General features: G+C 57.0%; 15 protein-coding genes. 7 read left to right on the top strand and 8 right to left on the bottom strand.

All coding sequences use genetic code 11. The features are described 5' to 3' along the window. Positions 1–15 precede the first annotated feature (15 nt). The 5 genes from rplS to ffh form a co-directional block, all read right to left on the bottom strand. Positions 16–363 carry a 50S ribosomal protein L19 gene (gene rplS, locus JT31_RS16900; RefSeq protein WP_038479713.1) on the bottom strand — a complete coding sequence of 116 codons (348 nt, stop codon included), beginning with the start codon at positions 361–363 and terminating at the stop codon, positions 16–18. Positions 364–529: 166 nt separating this feature from the next. Beyond that, positions 530–1,297 carry a tRNA (guanosine(37)-N1)-methyltransferase TrmD gene (gene trmD, locus JT31_RS16895; RefSeq protein WP_038479710.1) on the bottom strand — a complete coding sequence of 256 codons (768 nt, stop codon included), beginning with the start codon at positions 1,295–1,297 and terminating at the stop codon, positions 530–532. A gap of 46 nt (positions 1,298–1,343) precedes the next feature. Then, positions 1,344–1,892: a ribosome maturation factor RimM gene (rimM, locus tag JT31_RS16890; RefSeq protein ID WP_038479707.1), complete on the bottom strand. Its 549-nt coding sequence runs from the start codon at positions 1,890–1,892 to the stop codon at positions 1,344–1,346. A gap of 18 nt (positions 1,893–1,910) precedes the next feature. Beyond that, on the bottom strand, positions 1,911–2,159 hold the full coding sequence (gene rpsP, locus JT31_RS16885) for a 30S ribosomal protein S16 (protein WP_038479704.1): 249 nt from the start codon (positions 2,157–2,159) through the stop codon (positions 1,911–1,913). Between the two features lie 113 nt (positions 2,160–2,272). Beyond that, positions 2,273–3,634 carry a signal recognition particle protein gene (ffh, locus tag JT31_RS16880; protein WP_038479702.1) on the bottom strand — a complete coding sequence of 454 codons (1,362 nt, stop codon included), beginning with the start codon at positions 3,632–3,634 and terminating at the stop codon, positions 2,273–2,275. 167 nt (positions 3,635–3,801) lie between these two features. Between ffh and JT31_RS16875 the strand changes: the two genes are divergently transcribed. Both JT31_RS16875 and JT31_RS16870 read left to right on the top strand, forming a co-directional pair. Beyond that, positions 3,802–4,590, top strand: coding sequence for a cytochrome C assembly family protein (locus tag JT31_RS16875; protein WP_038479699.1), 789 nt, complete (start codon positions 3,802–3,804; stop codon positions 4,588–4,590). A gap of 25 nt (positions 4,591–4,615) precedes the next feature. Next, positions 4,616–5,902: an HlyC/CorC family transporter gene (locus tag JT31_RS16870; RefSeq protein ID WP_038479696.1), complete on the top strand. Its 1,287-nt coding sequence runs from the start codon at positions 4,616–4,618 to the stop codon at positions 5,900–5,902. 48 nt (positions 5,903–5,950) lie between these two features. On the opposite strand, the gene grpE is transcribed toward JT31_RS16870, so the two are convergent. Further along, positions 5,951–6,529, bottom strand: coding sequence for a nucleotide exchange factor GrpE (gene grpE / locus JT31_RS16865; RefSeq protein ID WP_138089243.1), 579 nt, complete (start codon positions 6,527–6,529; stop codon positions 5,951–5,953). A gap of 123 nt (positions 6,530–6,652) precedes the next feature. On the opposite strand from grpE, the gene nadK reads away from it, so the two are divergent. The 3 genes from nadK to bamE all read left to right on the top strand — a co-directional run bounded on the left by nadK (position 6,653) and on the right by bamE (position 9,966). After that, entirely contained in the window at positions 6,653–7,531 is an 879-nt protein-coding gene (gene nadK / locus JT31_RS16860) for an NAD(+) kinase (RefSeq protein ID WP_008458177.1), read from the top strand. A 209-nt stretch (positions 7,532–7,740) separates the two neighbouring features. Continuing rightward, a complete protein-coding gene (gene recN / locus JT31_RS16855) occupies positions 7,741–9,402 on the top strand; it encodes a DNA repair protein RecN (protein ID WP_038479690.1) in 1,662 nt (553 codons plus the stop codon). A gap of 219 nt (positions 9,403–9,621) precedes the next feature. Next, positions 9,622–9,966: an outer membrane protein assembly factor BamE gene (gene bamE, locus JT31_RS16850; protein ID WP_038479687.1), complete on the top strand. Its 345-nt coding sequence runs from the start codon at positions 9,622–9,624 to the stop codon at positions 9,964–9,966. Positions 9,967–10,025: 59 nt separating this feature from the next. Here the strand turns inward: bamE and JT31_RS16845 are convergent, their stop codons facing one another. Further along, positions 10,026–10,316 carry an RnfH family protein gene (locus JT31_RS16845; RefSeq protein ID WP_038479684.1) on the bottom strand — a complete coding sequence of 97 codons (291 nt, stop codon included), beginning with the start codon at positions 10,314–10,316 and terminating at the stop codon, positions 10,026–10,028. Next, on the bottom strand, positions 10,306–10,743 hold the full coding sequence (locus JT31_RS16840) for a type II toxin-antitoxin system RatA family toxin (RefSeq protein ID WP_038479681.1): 438 nt from the start codon (positions 10,741–10,743) through the stop codon (positions 10,306–10,308). Before JT31_RS16840 ends, JT31_RS16845 begins: the two co-directional genes overlap by 11 nt. 153 nt (positions 10,744–10,896) lie before the next feature. Here JT31_RS16840 and smpB point away from each other — a divergent pair, with 153 nt between their 5' ends. Both smpB and JT31_RS16830 read left to right on the top strand, forming a co-directional pair. Next, entirely contained in the window at positions 10,897–11,379 is a 483-nt protein-coding gene (smpB, locus tag JT31_RS16835) for an SsrA-binding protein SmpB (RefSeq protein ID WP_038479670.1), read from the top strand. 782 nt (positions 11,380–12,161) lie between these two features. Further along, positions 12,162–24,734: a BapA/Bap/LapF family large adhesin gene (locus JT31_RS16830; protein WP_038479669.1), complete on the top strand. Its 12,573-nt coding sequence runs from the start codon at positions 12,162–12,164 to the stop codon at positions 24,732–24,734. Positions 24,735–24,812: the final 78 nt, after the last annotated feature.

Genomic DNA, 24,812 nt, shown 5'->3' with positions numbered 1-24,812 from the left:
TCGCCTAAGCGAATCTTAGCTAAGACGCTCTTTGATACGAGCAGACTTACCAGTACGCTCACGCAGGTAGTACAGTTTAGCTTTACGAACGGCACCACGACGTTTAACAGTAATGCTGTCGATTACTGGGGAGTGAGTCTGGAATACACGCTCAACACCTTCGCCGTTAGAAATCTTACGAACAGTGAATGCAGAGTGCAGACCGCGGTTACGGATAGCGATAACCACGCCCTCAAATGCCTGCAGACGTTTTTTAGAACCTTCAACGACCCATACTTTCACTTCCACGGAGTCGCCCGGACGGAAGGAAGGTACATCCTGTTTCATCTGTTCTTGTTCAAGTTGCTTAATAATGTTGCTCATAATTTATCTCTTATCCTGGGTAAACTGATATATCCCCGTCATATTTGAAGCTGCATCTGCGCTGGCTGCTCTCCTTCACCCGAGTCACTTACCAAAGTAAGCTCATCGGGATTCACTCGCTTGCCATCTTGCTGCAACTCCAACTATTTAGGGGCTTTGGGAAGGATTAACCCTGCCCATCATGTTTATGTTGCTGTTGCGTGTGTTCTTTTTTGAACTCCGCCAGCAACCTTGCTTGCTCTTCAGTCAGAGCCAGGTTTTCCAAAAGTTCAGGTCTTCTAAGCCAGGTACGGCCCAGCGACTGTTTCAGGCGCCAACGGCGAATCTCTGCATGGTTCCCCGACAGTAAGACCGCCGGTACTTCCATGCCATCCAACACTTCAGGACGGGTATAGTGAGGACAATCCAGCAGCCCTTCAGCAAACGAATCTTCGGTTGCCGAAGCTTCATGTCCCAGCACGCCCGGAATAAACCGGGAGACTGAGTCAATCAGCGTCATCGCTGGCAGCTCACCGCCGCTGAGAACGTAATCGCCGATTGACCATTCTTCGTCAATTTCGGTTTGGATCACGCGCTCATCGATCCCTTCGTAACGGCCGCAAACCAGAATTAACTTCTCGTTCGTTGCCAGTTCACTGACGCCCGCTTGATCAAGCTTGCGCCCCTGAGGTGAAAGATAGATAACCTTAGCACCTTCTCCTGCCGCCGCTTTCGCTGCGTGGATGGCTTCCCGCAAAGGATTCACCATCATCAGCATTCCCGGTCCGCCGCCGTAAGGACGATCGTCCACGGTACGGTGCCGGTCATAGGTGAAGTCACGCGGACTCCAGCTTTGAATGCTTAGCAGGCCATTTTTTACTGCCCGGCCAGTTACCCCGTAATCGGTAATTGCGCGGAACATCTCAGGAAACAGGCTAACGACACCAATAAACACAAGCCAATCCCCACTATGCTAACGACTACCGTATGATTTCGGAGTTTTAAAAACCAGGATCCCAATCTACTTCAATGGTTTGAGTAGCGAGATCGACTTTCTTGATAACCTGCCCATCGAGGAACGGAACCAGCCGCTCCTTGATGCCAAATGCATCCTTCAGGTTTGCCTTGATGACGAGAACGTCATTCGAGCCGGTTTCCATCATATCGATGACTTTACCGAGCTGGTACCCCTGAGTGGTCACTACCTGGCAGCCCATAAGGTCTTTCCAGTAATAGTCACCTGCGTCAAGAGCCGGCAGTTGCGTTGAATCCACGACAATTTCGCAATTGGTCAGAAGATTCGCGGCATCCCGATCGTCAACGCCTTGCAGCTTGATGACCAGATCCTGATTGTGGTGCTTCCAGCTTTCCAGCTGTACTTGCTGCCACTGACCGCCGCGCTGGATAAACCAGGGCTGGTAGTCAAAAATGCTTTCGGCGTCTTCGGTGGAGGAAAACACTCTGAGCCAACCACGAATACCGTAGGAGGAGCCCATCTTGCCCAACACGATTGGGTTAACAGGAGCCTGTGCGGCGAGTTGCTTGCTCATCATGACCACCGTGACAGATTAAGCTGCTTTCTTAGCTTCTTTGATCAGCGCAGCAACGCGATCAGAAACGGTTGCGCCCTGGCCAACCCAATGAGCTACGCGATCCAGATCCAGGCGAACGCCTTCTTCTTTCTCGTTAGCGATAGGGTTGAAGAAACCAACGCGCTCAATGAAGCGACCGTTACGTGCATTACGGCTATCAGTAACGACAACCTGGTAGAACGGACGCTTTTTAGCGCCGTGACGTGCTAAACGAATAGTTACCATAACATCCTCTTTAGTGAATAAAACGCCGGGCCCCATCGAGGGATGGAGCCCGGAGTCATATTAAAAGCCCGAAAATTTTACTCATTTCGGCGTAAAAAGCAATCGAAAAGAGCTTAACGGCTTGGGAAACCTGGCGGCATCATGCCTTTCATGCCGCGCATCATTTTGGCCATTCCGCCTTTCTTCATTTTCTTCATCATGCGCTGCATGTCGTCAAACTGCTTCAGTAAGCGGTTAACGTCCTGCACCTGCATGCCGGAACCCTGCGCGATACGGCGCTTACGGGAACCTTTAATAATTTCCGGCTGGGCACGTTCTTTCAGCGTCATCGAGCTGATAATCGCCTCCATGCGCACCAAAACTTTGTCGTCCATCTGGGATTTGACGTTGTCCGGCAGCTGGCCCATGCCCGGCAGCTTGCTCATCATGCTCGCCATGCCGCCCATGTTTTTCATCTGCTTAAGCTGTTCGAGGAAGTCGGTCAGGTCGAAGCCGTCGCCTTTTTTCAGCTTGGTGGCAAGCTTTTCAGCCTGCGCGCGGTCAACCTTACTTTCAATATCTTCAATCAGCGACAGCACGTCGCCCATGCCGAGAATACGGGAAGCGATACGGTCCGGGTGGAACGGCTCCAGCGCTTCGGTTTTCTCGCCAACGCCAAGGAACTTGATTGGCTTACCGGTGATATGGCGAATCGACAGCGCAGCACCACCGCGGGCGTCACCGTCTACTTTGGTCAGTACTACCCCGGTCAGCGGCAGCGCTTCGCTGAACGCCTTCGCGGTATTGGCCGCATCCTGACCGGTCATTGCATCGACCACAAACAGCGTTTCTACCGGTTTAATCGCGGCATGAACCTGTTTGATTTCGTCCATCATTGCTTCGTCGACGTGCAGACGACCGGCGGTATCCACCAGCAGCACGTCGTAGAACTTCAGCTTCGCTTCTTTCAGCGCGGCGTTAACAATGTCGACCGGTTTTTGCTGAGCGTCGGACGGGAAGAAATCCACCTCAACCTGCTGGGCCAGAGTTTCCAGCTGTTTAATCGCCGCCGGGCGATAAACGTCCGCCGAAACCACTAACACTTTTTTCTTCTGCTTTTCGCGCAGGAACTTACCTAACTTAGCGACGCTGGTCGTTTTACCCGCGCCCTGCAGGCCCGCCATCAGTACAACGGCCGGTGGCTGCGCCGCCAGGTTCAGGCTGCTGTTCTCTTCGCCCATCGCGGAAACCAGTTCAGCGCGAACGATTTTGACGAACTCCTGGCCCGGCGTCAGGCTTTTGTTGACTTCATGACCAACCGCTTTTTCTTTTACGCGGCTGATAAAATCACGCACCACCGGCAGCGCAACGTCCGCTTCCAGCAGGGCCATGCGCACTTCGCGCAGCGTCTCTTTAACGTTTTCTTCGGTTAGCCGCCCACGGCCGCTAATATTGCGCAGGGTACGCGACAGACGGTCTGTTAAATTATCAAACATGGTATTTTGCCTAACGTGGTAACTGGGGCCGCAGCTCGCGACACAAAACTGAATTTGGCGGATTATATCATGAAGCCGCCTCGGGTGTGATCCAACGGTTGGAGCAGGCGACAGGTAACGTTATACTGACTTTTTCGTTCTCTGGCCAATTTGACCGACACCTTAATATGCCCGTTTTCGCCATTCTTGCGCTTGTAGCCTACTCCGTCAGCCTCGCGCTGATCATTCCCGGTCTTCTGCGGAAGAACAGCGGATGGCGACGCTTTGCCATTTTATCCGCAGCTATCGCGTTGGTTAGCCATGCGCTGGCGCTGGAAGCCCGTTTCTTCACCGTCGACGGCGGGCAAAATCTTAGCCTGCTGAACGTGGGTTCTCTCGTCAGCCTGATGATTTGTACGGTGATGACGATTGTCGCCTCCCGCAATCGCGGCTGGCTGCTGTTGCCAATTGTTTACGCCTTCGCGCTGATAAATCTGGCGCTGGCGACCTTTATGCCCAATGAATTTATCACCCATCTCGAAGCGACGCCGGGAATGATGGTGCACATTGGCCTGTCGCTCTTCTCCTACGCGACGCTTATCATCGCCGCCCTGTACGCTTTACAGCTCGCGTGGATTGACTACCAGTTGAAAAACAAAAAGCTGGCGTTCAGTGCAGAAATGCCGCCGCTAATGGTTATCGAGCGTAAAATGTTTCACATCACCCAGGTTGGCGTGGTTCTGCTGACCCTGACGCTATGCACCGGCCTGTTTTACATGAAGAATCTGTTCAGCATGGAGAACGTCGATAAAGCCGTGCTGTCGATTCTTGCCTGGTTTGTCTACGTCGTTTTGCTGTGGGGACACTATCATGAAGGTTGGCGCGGCCGTCGCGTTGTCTGGTTTAACGTTGCCGGCGCGGGCATTCTAACGCTCGCCTATTTCGGCAGCCGCGTCCTGCAGCAGTTCGTTAGCTAACCCCTTCTCTTTAAAGGAACCTCTTTTGGAACACATTTCAACCACCACGCTGATCGTCACCCTGATCATCATGGTGGTGGTGTCAGCGTACTTCTCCGGTTCAGAAACCGGCATGATGACGCTAAACCGCTACCGCCTGCGTCACCGCGCCAAACAGGGCAACCGGGCAGCGAAGCGCGTTGAAAAATTGCTGCGTAAACCGGACCGCCTGATTAGCCTCGTGTTAATCGGGAACAACCTGGTCAATATTCTTGCTTCCGCGCTGGCAACCATCGTCGGCATTCGCCTTTACGGCAACGCGGGCGTGGCGATTGCCACCGGGGTACTGACGTTCGTCGTGCTGGTGTTTGCCGAAGTTTTGCCTAAAACCATCGCCGCGCTGTACCCGGAAAAAGTCGCTTACCCAAGTAGCTGGCTGCTCGGCCCGCTGCTGATCCTTATGATGCCGCTGGTCTGGCTGCTCAACACCATTACCCGCCTGCTGATGCGTATGGTCGGGATTAAGGTCGATAACATCATCAGCACCGCGCTCAGCAAAGATGAGCTACGCACCATCGTGCATGAATCACGCTCGCAGATTTCACGGCGTAACCAGGACATGCTGCTCTCGGTACTGGACCTGGAAAAAGTCAGCGTTGACGACATCATGGTGCCGCGAAACGAAATCGTCGGCATCAATATTAATGACGACTGGAAATCCATCGTCCGCCAGCTGACCCACTCCCCGCACGGCCGCATCGTCTTGTACCGCGACAGCCTGGATGATGCCATCGGCATGCTGCGCGTACGTGAAGCCTACCGCCTGATGACCGAGAAGAAAGAGTTCACCAAAGAGGTGATGTTGCGCTCCGCCGACGAGATTTACTTCGTGCCGGAAGGCACGCCGCTGAGCGTGCAGTTGGTGAAATTCCAGCGCAACAAAAAGAAAGTCGGCCTGGTCGTGGACGAATACGGCGATATTCAGGGGCTGGTCACGGTAGAGGATATTCTTGAGGAAATTGTGGGTGACTTCACCACCTCAATGTCCCCCTCGCTTGCTGAAGAAGTGACACCGCAAAACGACGGCTCGGTCATTATCGAAGGCAGTGCCAACGTCCGTGAACTTAACAAAGCCTTCAACTGGACGCTGCCGGAAGACGACGCGCGTACGGTCAACGGCATGATCCTGGAAGAGATTCAGGAAATACCGGCGGCCGGGACCCGTATCCGCCTGAGCCAGTACGACATCGATATTCTCGACGTTCAGGACAACATGATTAAGCAGGTACGCGTCACGCCGGTGAAGCCGTTGCGGCAAAGCGTTGAGCAATAGACGTAAAAAAGCCAGCCGCAGGGCTGGCTTTTTACTTCGGGCAACGGATCAGGCTTTCGCTACGGAAACCATCGCGGCGCGAATAGTACGGCCGTTCAGGGTATAGCCTTTCTGCATCACCATCAGCACGTTATTTGGCGCAACGTCGGCAGATTCAACCATCGCAATGGCCTGATGCACGTCCGGATTAAACGGCACGTTAGTCTCGCCCACCACTTCCACGCCGAACTTGCGAACCACATCCAGCATCGACTTCTGGGTCAGCTCAATGCCTTCGATCATTGGGGCTAAATCCGGGTTGGACTTGTCGGCCACTTCCAGCGCGCGATCCAGGCTGTCGATAACCGGCAGCAGTTCGTTCACGAATTTCTCCAGGGCGAACTTGTGCGCTTTCTCGATATCCTGTTCGGTGCGGCGACGCAGGTTAGCTAAGTCAGCCTGATGGCGAGGCTCAATCTCACGCTCGCGCTGCTTCATTTCAGCCAGCTGAGCCTGCAGATTGGCAATCTCTTCGTCGCGCGGATCCACGACATCGGCACCTTCTACGGCCTCGACTTCTTCGTGCTGATCCATGGCGATATCTTCCGGGGCTTGCTCGTTAGGTGTTTTCTGTTCTTTACTACTCATGAAATTCTCCGCGTTTTTAGCATTCATCTCGCTGCTTCGCTTATTATGGGGATCAGTTTCAGGGTTTCAAGGGAACCTGTCATATTGTCGCAGGAACCTCTGCGAATAAGGACCACCAGGATAATGAACAAACATTTCAACTGCATCGGTATCGTCGGGCACCCGCGTCACCCCACCGCCCTGACCACGCATGAAATGCTCTATCGCTGGCTGTGCGCCAAAGGTTATGAAGTGATGGTGGAACAGCAAATCGCCCAGGAGCTTAACCTCAAGCAGGTAAAAACCGGCACGCTGGCGGAGATTGGCCAGCAGGCTGATTTGGCCGTGGTGGTTGGCGGGGATGGCAACATGCTGGGCGCGGCGCGAGTACTGGCTCGCTATGACATCAAGGTTATCGGCATCAACCGCGGCAATTTAGGCTTCCTGACCGACCTCGACCCGGACAACGCCCAGCAGCAGCTGGCGGACGTGCTCGAGGGGCACTACATTACCGAACGCCGCTTTTTGCTGGAGGCTCAGGTCTGCCAGCACGATACGCCCACGCGCCTCAGTACGGCGATAAACGAAGTGGTGCTGCACCCCGGTAAAGTCGCGCATATGATTGAGTTCGAAGTTTACATCGACGAAATCTTTGCCTTCTCCCAGCGCTCTGACGGGCTGATTATCTCCACGCCGACCGGCTCAACCGCCTATTCGCTTTCAGCCGGTGGCCCAATCCTGACGCCGTCGCTGGATGCAATAACGCTCGTGCCGATGTTCCCGCACACGCTTTCGGCTCGCCCGCTGGTCATCAACAGCAGCAGCACCATTCGTCTGCGTTTTTCCCACATGCGCAGCGACCTTGAAATCAGCTGTGACAGCCAGATTGCGTTGCCGATACAGGAAGGTGAGGACGTGCTCATTCGCCGCTGCGACTATCATCTCAATCTGATTCACCCGAAAGACTACAGCTATTTCAACACATTAAGCTCGAAGCTCGGCTGGTCGAAAAAATTGTTCTAAAAAACCACCTGGCCACTTTACTGTATATAAAACCAGTTTATACTGTATGAAAACACAGTAACCAAATCGAACTCTAAATAATTCGAGTTGCAGCCAGGCGGCAAGAGAGTGCATCCCCAGGAGCTTACTTGAGTAAGTGACTGGGGTAAGTGAAAGCAGCCAACACCCCTGCAGCTTGAAGTATGACGAGTTCATACAGGAAGGTGGCTATGCTCGCTCAACTCACCATCAGTAACTTCGCTATCGTTCGTGAACTCGAAATCGACTTTCATCACGGGATGACGGCCATCACCGGGGAAACCGGTGCCGGTAAATCTATTGCCATAGATGCGCTGGGCCTGTGCCTGGGCGGTCGCGCGGAAGCGGATATGGTGCGTTCTGGTGCAAACCGTGCGGATCTCTGCGCCCGCTTCTCTCTGAAAGACACTCCGGCGGCGCTGCGCTGGCTGGAAGAAAACCAGCTGGAAGACGGCAGTGAATGCCTGCTGCGTCGCGTCATCAGCAGCGATGGCCGCTCCCGCGGTTTCATCAACGGCACCGCTGTTCCCCTTTCCCAACTGCGCGATCTCGGCCAGTTGCTCATCCAGATTCATGGCCAGCACGCGCACCAGCTGCTGCTCAAACCCGAGCATCAAAAAACGCTGCTGGACGGCTATGCCGGTGAACAGGCGCTGACCCTGCAAATGGCGGAGCGCTATCGTGAATGGCACCAGAGCTGCCGCACGCTGGCGCAGCACCAACAGCTGGCGCAGGAGCGCTCAGCCAAAGCGGAACTGCTGCACTATCAGTTGAAAGAGCTGAACGAGTTTTCCCCCGTCGCCGGTGAGTTTGAGCTGATCGACGAAGAGTACAAACGCCTCGCCAACAGCGGCCAGCTGCTCTCTACCAGCCAGCAGGCGCTTGACGTGCTGGCCGACGGCGAAGAAACGAATTTACAAAACCAGCTGCACACCGTGCGCCATCTAATGGGCGAGCTGGTGAGCATGGACGATAAGCTCTCTGGCGTACTGAATATGCTGGAAGAAGCCGCGATTCAGATCTCCGAAGCCAGCGACGAACTGCGTCATTACTGCGATCGGTTGGATCTGGATCCAAACCGCCTGTACGAACTGGAACAACGTATCTCCCGCCAGATCTCCCTGGCGCGTAAGCACCACATCACGCCAGAAGAACTGCCGGCCTTCCATCAGAAACTGCTCGATGAACAGCAGCTACTGGATGACCAGACCGGCTCGCTGGAAGAATTACTGCAGGCCGTTGCGCTGCACCACCAGCAGGCGCTTTCCGTAGCCAGCTCGCTGCACCAAAGTCGGGTAAAACACGCCAATGAACTGTGCCAGCTGATCACCGAGAGCATGCATTCCCTGTCGATGCCGCACGGTAAACTTGCCATAAATGTCGACTTTAACGAAAACCACCTGACCGCCGAGGGTGCGGACCGCATTGATTTCCGCGTCAGCACCAACCCCGGCCAGCCGCTTCAGCCGCTGGCGAAAGTGGCGTCTGGCGGCGAGCTGTCTCGTATTGCGCTGGCGATTCAGGTGATTACCGCTCGTAAAATGGAAACGCCGGCGCTGATCTTCGATGAAGTAGACGTGGGGATCAGCGGCCCTACCGCCGCGGTGGTAGGTAAACTGCTGCGCCAGCTGGGCGAATCTACGCAGGTGATGTGTGTCACTCACCTGCCTCAGGTTGCCGGCTGTGGTCACCATCACTTCTTCGTCAGCAAGGAAACCGATGGCGAAATGACGGAAACCCATATGCAGCCGCTGGACAAACGTTCTCGCCTGCAGGAGCTTGCCCGTCTGCTCGGCGGTAGCGAGGTGACCCGCAATACTCTGGCGAACGCCAAAGAGCTGCTGGCCGCATAACGCTTTACGATGCGCGGTATATTGCATGCCGCGCATCGTGCAAAAAACGACCACCCCATTCAGTAATCTGCCTTTCTGCCCCCTTTTCAGCCAACTTTTTTACGCTCCCACTGTCAGAGTTGAGCGCCTTAAGGTTTTAAACTGCTTAAAGGTCTATTATCATCGGCATAATACGAATGAGCCACGCACTACTCGGGCCCGAAAAGGAATCAAATCACTATGCGTTGTAAAATGCTGACTGCTGCCGCAGCGGTTCTTCTGATGTTGACCGCAGGCTGTTCCACTCTGGAGCGAGTGGTTTACCGCCCAGACATCAACCAGGGTAACTATCTGGCACCGAATGACGTCTCCAAGCTCCGCGTCGGTATGACGCAGCAGCAGGTTGCCTACACGCTGGGTACGCCAATGATGTCCGATCCGTTCGGCACCAATACCTGGTTCTACGTCTTCCGCCAGCAGCCAGGCCACGAGAACGTGACTCAGCAGACGCTGACCCTGACCTTCAACAGCGGCGGCGTGCTGACCAACATTGACAACAAACCAGCCCTGACCAAAGGGGAGTAGGTTTACTCAATGGACAAAAAAAAGCCGCGAAAGCGGCTTTTTTATGCTTGAAAGCAGGATTATTTCTGGGCGGAGCGCTCTGCTCGCTGGCGACGTAGCTCTTTAGGGTCGGCAATCAGCGGGCGGTAAATCTCAACCCGATCGCCGTCATTCACCTTATCGCCCAACTTCACCGGACGGCTATAAATACCCACTTTGTTCTGCTTCAGGTCGATATCGTCGCGAAGCTCGAGCAGGCCGGAGGCGATAATCGCCTGCTCCACCGTGCTGCCTTCCTCAAGCTTAACCTGGCGCAGGTACTGCTTCTGCGGCAGGGCATAAATTACCTCTACCTGAATCTCACGCGACACGGTAAACCTCTTTGGCGCGGGTAGTGAATGCCTGAACCATGTTGCCCGCCAGCTCTTTAAAGATGCGGCCAAAGGCCAGCTCAATCAGCTTATTGGTAAATTCAAAATCAAGCTGGAACTCAATCCGGCAGGCGTCTTCACTCAGCGGGGTGAACTTCCAGCCGCCCATCAGTTTCTTGAACGGCCCGTCCACCAGCTGCATCAGGATGGTCTGATTGTCGGTAAGCGTATTACGGGTAGTAAACGTTTTGCTTATCCCGGCTTTTGAAACGTCTACCGCCGCCGTCATCTGATTAGCCGAGGCGTCTATCACCCTGCTACCGGTACAGCCAGGTAAAAATTCCGGGTAGGACTTCACGTCGTTCACTAACTTGTACATCTGCTCGGCGCTGTAGGGCACCAACGCAGTACGGCTAATCTGCGGCATAACAATTCCTGGGAGTCATAAATCGGACAAATAATAACATTTATCACCGCGCAAACAAAAACTCTCTGCCGCTCATGCTAAGATAAGCGCTTCCTCCTCGCGCAGGCTGCGGGGTGTCTTTGAACTCCTGGATTACGTATACTGAGCAGCACTATGACTAAGAAAAAAGCACACAAACCAGGCTCAGCCACCATTGCGCTAAACAAGCGTGCCCGCCACGAATACTTTATCGAAGAAGAGATTGAAGCGGGCCTTGCGCTGCAGGGCTGGGAAGTAAAATCATTGCGCGCCGGGAAGGCGAACATCGGCGACAGCTACGTTATCTTTAAAGATGGCGAAGCTTATCTTTTTGGCGCCAACTTCACCCCGCTGAACGTGGCCTCGAGCCACGTAGTCTGCGATCCAACGCGTACCCGTAAACTGCTGCTGAACAAGCGCGAGCTGGATAACCTCTTCGGCAGCGTTAGCCGGGACGGCTACACCGTCATCGCCCTGTCCCTGTACTGGAAGAACGCCTGGTGCAAGGTGAAAATTGGCGTGGCGAAAGGTAAGAAGCAGCATGATAAGCGTACCGACGTTAAAGATCGCGAATGGGCGGTTGATAAAGCCCGTATCATGAAGAACGCTGGCCGTTAAGGCGCGGTTTACTCCCTCACTGGCTCTTCATGCGAAGGGCCAGTATAAAAATATTCACGCATTTTTAATTATCAGCTATTATTGCGCGGTCAAATAAATCTGCATCGCCGTTAATTAAGCCATGCTAAATGATATATGCTACTTTCCTTCACTATTATCTCTTCTCTAAAAATAACCAGCCACAAATATATAATATTTTCGCTAGCACCAGCCCTGACCTAACGCCCCTCACAAAATAGACAATCCCTTCTATTAATTTCTGACTTACAACAGAAAATACCTCACTAAAAAAATCATCATACCCACGCATGACACAAGGTCTTTCATATCTACAGTCATAGCAAAATACCCCATCACGCGATCGCTACTCAAAACTTATCTTAAACTTTTCAATGCGATAAAGTTATCGTCAATCTCCAGCCTGCATACCAGTTGACGTCAGCCGTTTGGGTGAGGTCTCTGCCAACGCTGGTACTTTAGAGTTACTTACATATTGTTAAACATGGCTTAAGTTGCGCTTTCATTTTTTCCTGTCTATATCATCAATAGTCTCTATTTATTAAACGACGAGCCTATGACCCTGAGAATTAACTAATTTCGATTCCGCAACGGAAACGCTCTATTTATTAATAATCACTGTCATCAATTTTTTGATGCCGGATTCCTTTTTCGCTTCTTCATAGCGAAGGACCCCGCTCACTTAAAAATTTTGCTATCGGTAATTAACACCTTATGCCGGGCATCAGACTACCACCACGTTCATCGCGAATGGAGTGATAACAATGCGTTCAATTTCAATTATCTCTAAATTAACCGGCGTAAAAAATAACGTCGAAGCCTCTGAAATCACCTTAAAAGGTCCCTCAATTGTCGAGCTAAAAATTGAACGTGAAGAGGTCGCCAGCTTCACTCGTTCAGGCCAGGACCTGGTGATCAAACTCCATTCCGGCGAAACCATTACCATCAAAAACTACTACGCCTTTGCCGACCAGGGCGGCAATCAGCTGGTACTGGAAGGCCACGACGGCGTGCTTTGGTGGGTTCAGGATCCAGAGGCTGCGGCTCACTATGAGCAAATTGCCAATATTGACGCACTGATGGCCGCCACAGGCGCCCACGCTGAAGGCGGGGCAGCATGGCCATGGATATTGGGTGGACTGGCGGTTGCTGCCGGCGGAGCCATTGCCGCCGCATCAAGCGGCGGCGGCGGCCATTCGGACAGCGGCAGCAACCCGGGGAATCCGGGCAGACCAGACGCCACGCCACCGGCAGCCCCTACCGGCCTTGCCGTATCGGCGGACGGTAAAACCATCACCGGTAACGCCGAAGCAGGCAGCACGGTCACCATCAAAGACGCCAACGGAAATGTCATCGGTACCGGCACCGCGGGCAGCGACGGCAGCTTTACCATCACATTAACCTCTCCGAAATTGGACGGGGAAACGCTAACCGCCACGGCGACCGATCCTTCAGGCAACACCGGGCCGGGTGCCACCGTCACCGCCCCTAATATTCCCCTGCCCGGCGAGCCAGGCATTACCGGCCTCACTAACGATCATGTGAATGCGCCAAACGGTGGCAACATAGGTAATAACTCGCCAACCAACGACAATACTCCAACCCTGCAGGGTACCGGTCAGGCGGGCACAACCGTTCATATCTACGACAATGGCGTGCAGATTGGCACCGTGGTTGTCGGCGCTAACGGCACCTGGAGCTTTACGCCGGGCACCGCCCTGCCGGACGGCTCCCATGCATTCACCGTTGTGGCGACTAACGAAAGAGGCGAAAGCGCCACTTCCCCGGCGTACACCGTCACCATTGATACCGCCCCACCAGCGGCGGCAACAGGCCTGGTCGTCAGCCCGGATGGCGAAGTTCTTACCGGGCACGCAGAAGCCGGTAGCTCGATAACCATTAAAGATCCGAATGGCGCGATCGTGGGCACCGGCACTGCCGATAACAACGGTAACATCACCATCACTCTGACAACGCCTCAGGTAGACGGCGAAACGCTGACCGTGGTCGTCACCGACCCGGCAGGTAACAACAGCCCGCCAGCCACAGCGACGGCGCCAAACGTTCTGCCTCCGGCGGAGCCTGTGATCACCGCCATCATTGACGATGCGGCACCCAACACCGGCAACGTAGGGAATAACCAGACCACCAACGACACCACCCCCACGCTGCAGGGCACAGGCCAGCCAGGCGACACCATCCATATTCTGTCTAACGGCGGCGAGATTGGTACCGCCAAAGTTGGGCTGGACGGTACCTGGAGCTTTACGCCACAGAGCCCGCTGGGCGAAGGCACCTACACCTTTACCGCCTCGGCCTCCAACGTCCGGGGCGATAGCAGCGTTTCCGGCAGCTACACCGTTACCGTAGATACTAGCGCGCCAGCAGAACCCACCGGCCTGATAGTCAGCGCCGATGGCGATACTGTAACGGGGCTTGCCGAACCGGGCAGCACCGTCACCATCAAAGACGCTAACGGCAACGTGATTGGTACCGGCACCGCCGCCCCTGTGACCGGTATATTTAATATTATCCTGACCACGCCGCAGCTGGACGGCTCCAAGCTTAGCGTCACGGCGACCGATGCGGCAGGCAACGTCAGCCTGCCAGGTGAGGCGACTGCGCCATTCTTCCCGTTACCCACGGTGCCGACGATCACCGCCATCATTGATAACGCACCGCCAATCGTTGGCACAGTACCAAACAATCAGCCAACCAATGACCAGACCCCGACTATTCAGGGGACAGGCGTAGCCGGTGAAACCATCCATATCTTTGATAACGGGCTTGAGATTGGCACCACCGTTGTGCTTCCCGGCGGTACATGGAGCTTTACGCCAGGCGTAAATCTGCTCGACGGCCCGCATAACTTCACCGCCACCGCCTCTAACATTCGCGGCGACAGCAGTGATTCCGCTTCTTATACCGTGGTGGTGGATACCGTCGTAAATCCGCCGGTACTTGGTCAGATCCTCGATACGGCTGAACCTTTTACCGGGCCAATCGCCAATAATGGCATCACGAATGACAGCAAGCCTGTCTTCAGCGGCACCGGTGAACCGGGCAGTTCACTCACCATCTTTGATAATGCTCTTCCGATTGGTGTGGTCATCGTCGGTAATGACGGGAACTGGACCTTTACCCCAACCAACGCAATGGGTGAAGGCCCACACACGATTACGTTGCAGCAGACCGACCCTGCTGGCAACGTCAGTACCATTACCGCCGGCCCAACCTTCACCGTCGATACAGTTGCACCGGTTGCCGTCACCATTGACACCGTGAGCCAGGACGGGACGACCGTAACCGGGACCGGCGAAATTGGCGATACCGTCAAAGTTGTCGGTCCAAATGGCGTAGTGCTCGGTACGGCACAAATTGATGGAACCGGGCACTTCACGCTGACGCTCTCTCCGGCTCAAACCCACGGCGGAACATTAACCGCTCAGGTACAGGATGCGGCGGGTAATTCAGGCCCGGATGCGACTTTCCCGGCCTCAAACTCCGGCTTCCCGACCGTGCCGGTTCTGGTTTCAGTGACAGACGATGTCGGTACTATCCAGGGCCCGCTGACCAATGGCCAGGCCACGGATGACAGCCGCCCAACGCTGACCGGTACCTCCGAAGCGGGCACAACTCGCATCGATATCTATGATAATGGCCTGTTTATTGGGAACGCGGTACCTGACGCGAACGGTAACTGGACATTTACGCCGTTACTGCCTCTGCTGGATGGCCCGCATGCCTTCACCTTCACCGCAACGAATAGCAGCGGCACAAGCGGCTTGTCCGCACCGTTTGGCGTAGAGGTTGATACTGTTCCTCCTGGATTGCCGACCGGCCTGGCCGTTTCCAACGACGGGACAACGCTGACCGGGACAGCTGAAGCCAACAGCAAAGTGACCATCACTAACGCCAGCGGTACCGTACTCGGCACCGCTACGGCAGACGGTACGGGCCACTTCAGCGTGACGCTTTCCCCGGCGCAACTGAACGGTGAAGTTCTGACCGCGAAGGCCACCGATGCGGTGGGCAATACCGGCCCGGGTACAACCGTGCCTGCACCGGACCATACTGCACCGAATGCACCGACAGGGCTTGCCGTCAGCGCGGATGGCCTGCACGTGACCGGCACCGCAGAGCCAAACAGTACCATCACCATTTGGGACGGTAACGGCAACGCGATTGGCACCGGTGTCGCCAGCGGCACCGGCACATTTGATATTTTCCCGCTCACGCCGCCGCAGCTTAACGGCGAGACGCTGATGGTCACCGCCAGGGATGCCGCGAACAACACCAGCTCACCAGCAGCAGTTATTGCCCAGGATCACACTCCTCCACTGGCACCAACTAATCTGCAGGTTAACGAAGACGGCACTATTGTGACCGGTAAAGCGGAGGCAGGCAGCACGGTAAAAGTTACCGATGACCAGGGTAACCCGCTGGGCCAGGCAGTCGCCGGGCCGGACGGCAGCTTTACCATCACCCTGACTACGCCGCAGGCTAACGGCCAGCATCTGGAAGTAAACGCCACGGATAAAGCAGGGAACATCGGCCCTGACGCCCCGATTACCGCGCCGGATATCACCCCGCCGAACATGCCGATCATCGGCTCAGTGGTAGATAACGTGCCGGATCATACCGGCAACCTGAACAGCGGCGACCTGACCAACGACGATAAACCGACGCTCTCCGGTACGGCTGAGGCCAACTCAACCGTGAAGATCTATGACAATGGCACGTTTATTGGCACTGTAAATGCAGACGGTACCGGCGCATGGACATTTACGCCAACGGCGGCTCTCGGACAGGGTTCTCATAACCTGACCGTCACCGCTACCGACGCCGCAGGTAACGTCAGCCAGCCAAGCGACGCCTTTAACATTAAAGTAGACTCTATCGCGCCTACGGCACCGACGATTACTCAGGTGTATGACGATGTGGGCACCGTAACAGGGCCGGTCAGCAATAACGGCGCGACCAACGACCCAACGCCAACCCTCAGCGGCAGCGGCGAGCCAGGTTCCACCATCACGGTTTACGATGGCCTGAACGTACTGGGCACCACCACCGTGAACGGCAGCGGCACCTGGACATTTACGCCAACCACGCCGTTGCTGGATGGACCTCACTCCTTTACCGTCACGGCTTCTGATGCCGCAGGAAACGTCACCGCGCATTCCACGCCGTGGAACGTTGAACAGATAACCACCCTGCCAAACGCGCCGACGATCGGCGAGATAGTGGATAACGTTAACCCGGATCTTGGCCCGGTACTGCCTGGCGGCTCAACCAACGATCCGCAACCCATTATCAACGGGACAGCAGCCGCTGATGCGGTCGTCAAAATATACGATGGCACAACGCTTATCGGTACCGTTACGGCGGATGGCACCGGCGCATGGACATTCCAGCCAGGCCAGCCGCTGAGCGAAGGCTCGCATACGCTTAATGTCTACGTGACGGATGCGGCCGGAAACACCAGCTCTGCCACAACGCAGATTGTGATTATCGACACCGCACCTCCGGGAGCGCCTTCCATTGACGGTGCGCTGGGCAACGTCGCCGGCACGCCAATCACCCTGGTTAACGGCGGCAGCACCCAAAGTACCGAACCGGTGCTCTCCGGTAAGGGCGAAGTAGGCGCCACCATCAAGCTGTACGCTGACGGCGGAACAACGCCAATCGGCAGCGCGGTCGTTGACGCCGACGGCAACTGGAGTATTACTCCAAATTCTCCGCTGGGTAGCGGGACTCATATCTTCACGACCACGGCAACGGATGCGGCGGGTAACGTCGGGGCACCTTCGGCCGAATTTACGCTGTCGGTCTACGCGACACCTCCGGCTCAGCCTGTCGCCCCAATTGTGACTGATGACGTGCCGCCGGTAGTGGGCACCGTCGCCCCTGGCGGCAGCACCAACGACACGACGCCGACCTTTAGCGGCACCGGCGTCGCGGGCTCTACCATCAACGTCTACAACAACGGGAACGAGCTGGTCGGCACCACCACCGTGCGTTCTGACGGCACATGGAGCGTGACGCCTACCACGCCGTTTGGCGAAACGACCTATAACATTACCGTGCAGGTGACCGACCCGGCGGGCAACACCAGCCTGCCGTCAGCGCCGATTGCCATTACCGTAGATACTACGGCGCCTGGGGCACCGACTATTGGCACCGTGGATGACAACGTTGGCCCGGTTACCGGTACTATCACCAACGGGATCACCGACGACCCGAAACCAGTGTTCCACGGTACGGGGGAAATCGGCGCAACCGTCACGCTTTACAACGGCACCACGGCGATAGGCTCTGCGGTCGTGGACGGTACGGGTAACTGGACCATCACGCCAGATACCGCCCTGGCCAATGGCGAAAATACCCTCACCGCCGTTCAAACCGACAAGGCAGGTAACGTCAGCGGGCCGTCAACCGATTACGTACTGACCGTCGATACCGTACCGCTTACCGCGCCGGTCGTCGTTGAAATCATTGATGACGTTGGCCCAATCAAGACGCCGCTGGTCAACGGCAGCGTCACCGATGACACAACGCCAACATTTACCGGCACCGGAAAAATCGGCAGCACAGTTACGCTGTACGACACTAATGGCACAACCATTCTGGGTACCGGTACCGTAGGCCAGGATGGCAAATGGAGCATAACCACTTCCGCGCTGTCGGAAGGCCCGCACAGCATTACCATCAAAGCGACCGATGATGTCGGCCATAGCGTTGGGCCATCTGCGCCAATTGTGATTGACGTCGATACCACTGCGCCCGGAAATCCTACGATTCTGGTCATTGATCCGACCGGTACCCTCGTCTCCGGTACCGCTGAAGTCGGGGCGACGGTGATCATCAAAGATTCCAGCGGCAACGTCCTGGGCACGGGGGTAGCGGCGCCAATAACCGGTGCCTGGGTCGTTACGCTTTCACCAGCCCAGACTACTGGCGCACAGCTTACTGCCGTGGCACAGGACCCAGCGGGTAACCAGAGTGGTGGCGTGAACTTTAACGCAACGACCTCGATTATCCCTCACCCTCCAACCATCGATCTGGTGGACGACAACGTTGGCACGATAACTGGTAATGTCGGCAACGGGAAAACCACCGATGATACGCTGCCAACGTTGAGCGGCTCTGGAGGGGTAGCTGGAGGGACAGTCAATATCTATGTCGATGGCCTGCTGTTTACCAGCGTCCCTGTAGGCGCTGGCGGTAGCTGGACCTATCAATTTACCGTTCCTTTAGGCCAGGGGCCACACACCTTTGCGGTCAGCCAGACGGTAGGTATTGAGACCAGCGGTCTGTCACCGCTTTACAACATCATTGTCGATACCACGCCACCAGCACAGCCAGTTATCCTTTCCGTGGTGGACGATGTAGTGGGTGGTGCCCTCGGGCCGTTGACCAGCGGTCAGGCCACTAACGATGCCAAACCAACCCTGAGCGGCACCGCAGAAGCCGGCTCGACGGTGAACATCCTTGATAACGGTGCCGTTATCGGTACCGTCACCGCCAACGCCCTCGGCATCTGGACCTTCACGCCGGGAACGAATCTTGGCGAAGGCGCGCACACGCTTACCGTCACGGCGACCGACGCCGCCGGTAACGTCAGCCCGCCTTCCAGCGGATTTGTGGTGAACGTGGATACCGTCGCGCCGGGTACGCCTGTCGTGCTGACGGTCACCAACGACATTACCGCGCAGCCAATCACCTCCGGCCAGCCAACTAACGACAATACGCCAACCTTCAGCGGCACCGCCGAGGCAGGTACAACGTTGACCTTTAAGGACGGGAACGTCGTTATCGGGACGGTCACGGTACCGGTGGGAGGAAGCTGGACATTCACCCCAGCGGCTCCACTGCTGGACGGCAGCCATAACATCACCGTGTCCGCTACGGATGCCGCAGGTAATGCCAGCGGCCCAAGCGTCGGCTTCAACGTGGTGGTGGATACAGTGCCGCCGATTGTGCCGATTATCCTCTCTGTAATAGACGACCAGACGCAGCCAGGCACTAACCTGCCGCTGATTAACGGTCAACTGACGAAGGACACACAGCCAACCCTGAGCGGTACGGCAGAAGCCAACGCCATCATTACGGTGAAAGACGGCAATAACGTACTGGGTACGACTCAGGCAGACGGTCTGGGCAACTGGACATTCACGCCAACCGGGCCGCTGGGCCAGGGGACGCATACCCTGAACGTCACGGCGACCGATGCCGCAGGCAACGTCAGTAATACGGCCTCATTTGGCGTGAATATTGACTCGGTTGCGCCAAATCCGCCGGTTATCGTCACCGTGCTGGACAACACCGCGCCGGTGCTGGGGCCAATCACCAACGGCCAGGCTACCAACGAAACCCGGCCTTCCCTGAGCGGGACAGCTGAAGCTAACGCCATCATCAAGGTATACAGCGACGGCAACCTGATAGGCACCACCGTTGCCAACGGTTCTGGCGCATGGAGCCTGACCCCGGTAGCAGCGCTCGGCAACCGTTCACATACGTTAACCGTGACAGCCACCGATGCAGCGGGCAACGTCAGTAATCCGTCGAATGGCTTCGCGTTGACCGTCGACACCATTGCACCGAATGCGCCAGCGATCGGTACCGTTGCGGACGCGGTAGGGCCAATCACCGGTAACCTGACCAGCGGCCAGGCCACCGACGATACCCGTCCAGTACTGACCGGTACCGCCGAGGGCAACGCCACCGTCAAAGTGTACGACAACGGCATTCTGCTTGGCACCGTACAGGCAGATGCGGGCGGAGCATGGACCTTCAGGCCGGGTACGCCGCTGGTTAACGGCGGCCATGCGCTGACCGTCACCGCGACAGACGCCGCGGGCAACGTCAGCCTGCCATCGGCGCCGTTTAACGTCGTAGTGGATACTATCGCGCCAACCCAGCCGATTGTGATTCAGGCGTTTGACGACGTTGGCCCGGTTCAGGGGCCGCTGGTGAGTGGTTCAAGTACCGACGATACCCTGCCCGTGCTCAGCGGCACTGCGGAAGCTAACGCCACCATCAAGATTTACGATGGCGGCAGCCTGATTGGCACCGTCACCGCTAACGCGCTGGGCGTCTGGAGCTTCACGCCGGGCACCGCATTAACTCCGGGCCAGCATGTGTTCACCGTCACGGCGTCCGATGCCGCCGGTAACACCAGCGTCGCCTCGGCCGACTTCACCCTGAACATCGTCAGCGGCGTGTCGAATACGCCGGTGCTGACCTCGGTGGTGGATGACGTTGTCGGCGGAGTGGTAGGTCCGTTGACTAACGGCCAGGCCACTAACGATGCGCGTCCGACCCTCAACGGAACGGCCGATGCCAACAGCACCATCAAAATTTACGATGGCGGCAACCTGATTGGCACCGTCACCGCTAACGTACTCGGCGTTTGGGTATTTACGCCGCCGAGCGCGCTGGCAAACGGCTCGCACACCTTTACCATTACCGCCACCAACGGCGCAGGCGTGGTCAGCAGCCCAACCGCTGGCTTCACCGTGGTTGTGGATACCGTGGCGCCTGGCCAGCCGGCGATTACCTCGGTGGTAGATGACATCGGCCCAATCACCGGCCCGGTGGGCAACAACCAGCCAACGGACGACACTCGCCCGACCCTGAACGGTACCGCAGAAGCCAACGCCACTATTAATATCTTTGATAACGGCGTGCTGCTTGGCACCACGACGGCGAACGGCAGCGGCGTCTGGACGTTTACGCCAACGCTGCCGCTTCTCCAGGGCAACCATTCGTTCACCGTCACGGCAACGGATGCGGCAGGTAACGTCAGCGTCACCTCCGTGCCTGCCGGTATCGTCGTTGATACCGTGCCGCCGCTGGCGCCAACCGGCCTGACGGTCAACGCCACCGGCTCGGTGGTGACCGGCCTTGCCGAAGCCAACAGCACCGTCACCATTACCTCCGCAACCGGCACGGTACTGGGTACGGCGAAAGCGGACGGCAGCGGTAACTTCAGCATTACGCTCTCTCCTGCACAGACCAGCGGCCAGCCTCTGCTTGCCTTTGCCCAGGATGCGGCGGGGAACGTCGGGGTGTCGGCAGGCTTCAACGCGCCGTTCACCGGCGTGCCGGGGCTGCCGGTTATCACCAGCATCGTTGACGATGTACTGCCGAAGACCGGCATTGTGGGCAACGGCCAGAGCACCAACGATACCCGGCCGACGCTCAACGGTACCGCCGAAGCCAACGCCACCGTTAAGATTTACGACAACGGTTCGTTGCTCGGCACGGTAACCGCCAATGCGAGCGGCGTCTGGACGTTTACCCCAACTGGCGCGCTGGGTGATGGCGTTCATGCCTTTACCGCCACGGCAACTAACGCCAACGGGACAGGTGCTGCGTCTCTGGTAACCTCGGTTATTGTCGATACCGTTCCACCGCTGATCCCAACCGGGGTTATCAGCGCCGACGGGGCAACAATTACCGGCGTTGCGGAAGCCAACAGCACCGTGACGATCACCCTGCCAGGCGGGATCACCGTTACCGGCACGGCTAACGCTTCTGGCGCCTTCAGCATCACGCTGCCGACGCGTCAAATTGAAGGCCAGTCGCTGTCGATTTCTGCCGCCGACGCCGCCGGGAACGTTTCGCCGTCGCTGTCGATTACCGCGCCAGTCCTGCCTCTGGCAGCGAGCAGCAACGTAGTCGATTTGGCTCTCACCAGTAACGCAGAAATTACCACCGAGCACTACAGCGGCTACGGCAGCCTGCTGATTGGCGCCCTGGGGAGCGTGGCTTCGGTGCTGGGCAGCAATACTGCGCAGGTTGGCTTCACCATCGGCAGCGGCGCTACCGGGCATATCACCATTAATGCCGCCGCCACCGGCGTGGTGCTGTCGTTGCTGAATACGCTGGAAATCGCCATTCAGAAATATGACGCGGCCACCAACTCGTGGACCACGGTCGTCGACTCTTCTCTGCCGCAGTTCCTTAACCTGTTAACCTTGGGCGCGACGGGCGTGACCCTGAACCTTGACGGAATGGGTGAAGGGCAATACCGCGTACTCGGCTACAACACCAGCCTGCTGGCGACCGGGGCGACGACGAACCTTGCGGTCACCGTCGAGCAAACCGGCGCAGGCGTCGTTAGCGGCACCACCACCTCCAACGGGAACGTGATTACCGATGCAGGCCCTGGCGGTGCGGTGGATAACGCGCCTACCGGCACGGTAGTGACGGCGATTACCGATGCCAACGGCGTCAGCCACACCGTGGGCGCTGGCGGGCTGGATATTCAGGGTAAATACGGCACCCTGCATATCAACCAGGACGGCAGCTATACCTACACCTTAACCAACACCTCGGCCACGGTGCTGGGACGCACGGAGAACTTCACCTACACCATTACCCACAACGGCGTCAGCGACTCTGCACAGCTGATTGTCTCCCTGGGTAACGGCGCGCCGGCCAGCACGGTTACGGCAACGGATAACACCGGGTCGCTGACTTACGGCACGGACGTTGTCGCCGTTGACCACGGCGCATCTCAGCAAACCGGCCTGTCGGTGCTGAGCGTAGGCCTGGGCAACGTGGTTAACCTCAACCTGCTGGCCAATATGAGCAACCCGATTCTGTTTGATGTCGCAGACGGGTCAACTCGTACCATGACGCTGCAGGCGAGCGTTGGCGGGGTGGCGCTACTGTCCACCTTCGACCTGTATATCTACAAGTTCAACGTGGCCACCCAGCAGTATGAACAGTTCCAGGTGCAGAAAACCTGGCTGACGGCGCCGCTGCTCGGCGGTTCGTCAGGTCAGTTGACCGTCACACTCGGCGGCGGGGATTACCTGTTCCTGCTGATGAACGCCAGCGGCGTCTCGCTGCTGACCAGCTACACGCTGAATATCCTGCAGGATCACACCTACGCGGTAGACAGCCTGGCGGCAACAACTACCGGTAACGTGATGCAGGACGATATCGCTCCGGCGGGCAGCCTGCTGACGGCGGTGAACGGCGTCGCAGTGTCGGCGACCGGTACCACCACCATCGTCGGCAAGTTCGGGACGCTGACCATTGATGCCCACGGCAACTACACCTATACGCTGAAAGCAGGCGTGGGTGCCGACGGCATCAATACGCCAGACAGCTTCGTTTATACCGTCACCGCGCCAAACGGAGACACCGGTACCGCGTCGCTGAACATCACCGCCACGCCGCACACCGTGGATGCCGTGAACGACATCAGTTCGATTATGGCTATCGCGTCAACGCAGAACACTGCGGCTTACACGAGTGCCAACGTCGGTTCAGCGACCTGGACTACTGCGCTGTTGGCATCCAGCCACGGCAACGGCAGCGGTACGTTCACCATTGCGGACAACACCACCCTGGGCGGAGCCGCCCTGGTGTTCAAAGTGGCTTCCGGTCTGGCGTTGGGTGGGTTGTCTGTGACCTGGACGCTGAGCGACGGTCAGGGCCATACCTACACCGGTACTTTTAGCGGCAGCGCGCTGTTGGGCGGCACGGCCATTATTCCGGTCACGGACCTGCATTCGGGCACCTGGACGCTGAGCTATGTTGGCAACATGGGGCCGCTAAGCGTAGGGAACATTACCATTACCCCAACGGTCACCGGGACTTCGCACCTGCTGGACAGCTTCACGGCACAGAGCACCGTCGTACACGGCAATCTGTACGACGGTAGCGACTCTGCCGGTGCGTCAGACCAGCTTGGCAGCGTCCACACCCTGTTGACGATCAACGGCGTGAACGGCAGCACGGCCACCCTGAACCCGCTCACCAACAGCAGCGCGGTAGCGACGATTCAGGGGCAGTACGGCACGCTGACCATCGACATCAGCGGGAACTATACCTACACCCTGAAAGCGGGCGTAGCGCCGGGATCGATCGTCAACAAGGAAACCTTCACCTACACCCTGAACGACCAGAACGGGCATTCGGACACTGCCACGCTGACCATCAACATGAACCCGCAGTTCGTCAGCACCGCCTATGGGGACATCATCAACGGGTCGTCGGCCTACGCCGACACGCTGGTGTACCACGTCCTTGCTGGCGGGGCGAACGACGGCACGGGCGGCAACGGCGCAGACGTCTGGAAGAACTTCTCGCTCGCCCAGGGCGACCAGATCAACGTCCACGACCTGCTGGTCGGCTGGAACGGCCAGGCCTCAACGTTAGGTAACTACCTGAGCGTGGCTACCGTCGGCAACAACACGGTCATCTCCATCGACCGTGATGGCTCCGCCGGCACGTTCCACTCAACCACTCTCGTCACTTTGGAGAACGTACACACCACGCTCGATGAGCTGATCCAGAACAACCACATTGTTGCCTGATAGTAGACGCGAAAAATCCCCGGGCGCGCAGACGCCCGGGGAATAAGACAAAAACGCAGTGCCATTTATTAGGGAAAG

The organism is Cedecea neteri, from assembly GCF_000757825.1.
Lineage (GTDB): Bacteria > Pseudomonadota > Gammaproteobacteria > Enterobacterales > Enterobacteriaceae > Cedecea > Cedecea selenatireducens.
This window is presented reverse-complemented; position numbering and strand designations above follow the sequence as displayed.

What these genes read in the sequence shown, in the direction of transcription:
- recN (WP_038479690.1), top strand. Translation starts at nt 7,741, where the DNA reads ATGCTCGCTCAACTCACCATCAGTAACTTCGCTATCGTTCGTGAACTC.
- smpB (WP_038479670.1), top strand. Translation starts at nt 10,897, where the DNA reads ATGACTAAGAAAAAAGCACACAAACCAGGCTCAGCCACCATTGCGCTA.
- JT31_RS16830 (WP_038479669.1), top strand. Translation starts at nt 12,162, where the DNA reads ATGCGTTCAATTTCAATTATCTCTAAATTAACCGGCGTAAAAAATAAC.
- bamE (WP_038479687.1), top strand. Translation starts at nt 9,622, where the DNA reads ATGCGTTGTAAAATGCTGACTGCTGCCGCAGCGGTTCTTCTGATGTTG.
- rplS (WP_038479713.1), bottom strand. Translation starts at nt 363, where the DNA reads ATGAGCAACATTATTAAGCAACTTGAACAAGAACAGATGAAACAGGAT.
- rimM (WP_038479707.1), bottom strand. Translation starts at nt 1,892, where the DNA reads ATGAGCAAGCAACTCGCCGCACAGGCTCCTGTTAACCCAATCGTGTTG.
- nadK (WP_008458177.1), top strand. Translation starts at nt 6,653, where the DNA reads ATGAACAAACATTTCAACTGCATCGGTATCGTCGGGCACCCGCGTCAC.
- JT31_RS16840 (WP_038479681.1), bottom strand. Translation starts at nt 10,743, where the DNA reads ATGCCGCAGATTAGCCGTACTGCGTTGGTGCCCTACAGCGCCGAGCAG.
- JT31_RS16875 (WP_038479699.1), top strand. Translation starts at nt 3,802, where the DNA reads ATGCCCGTTTTCGCCATTCTTGCGCTTGTAGCCTACTCCGTCAGCCTC.
- grpE (WP_138089243.1), bottom strand. Translation starts at nt 6,529, where the DNA reads ATGAGTAGTAAAGAACAGAAAACACCTAACGAGCAAGCCCCGGAAGAT.
- ffh (WP_038479702.1), bottom strand. Translation starts at nt 3,634, where the DNA reads ATGTTTGATAATTTAACAGACCGTCTGTCGCGTACCCTGCGCAATATT.
- rpsP (WP_038479704.1), bottom strand. Translation starts at nt 2,159, where the DNA reads ATGGTAACTATTCGTTTAGCACGTCACGGCGCTAAAAAGCGTCCGTTC.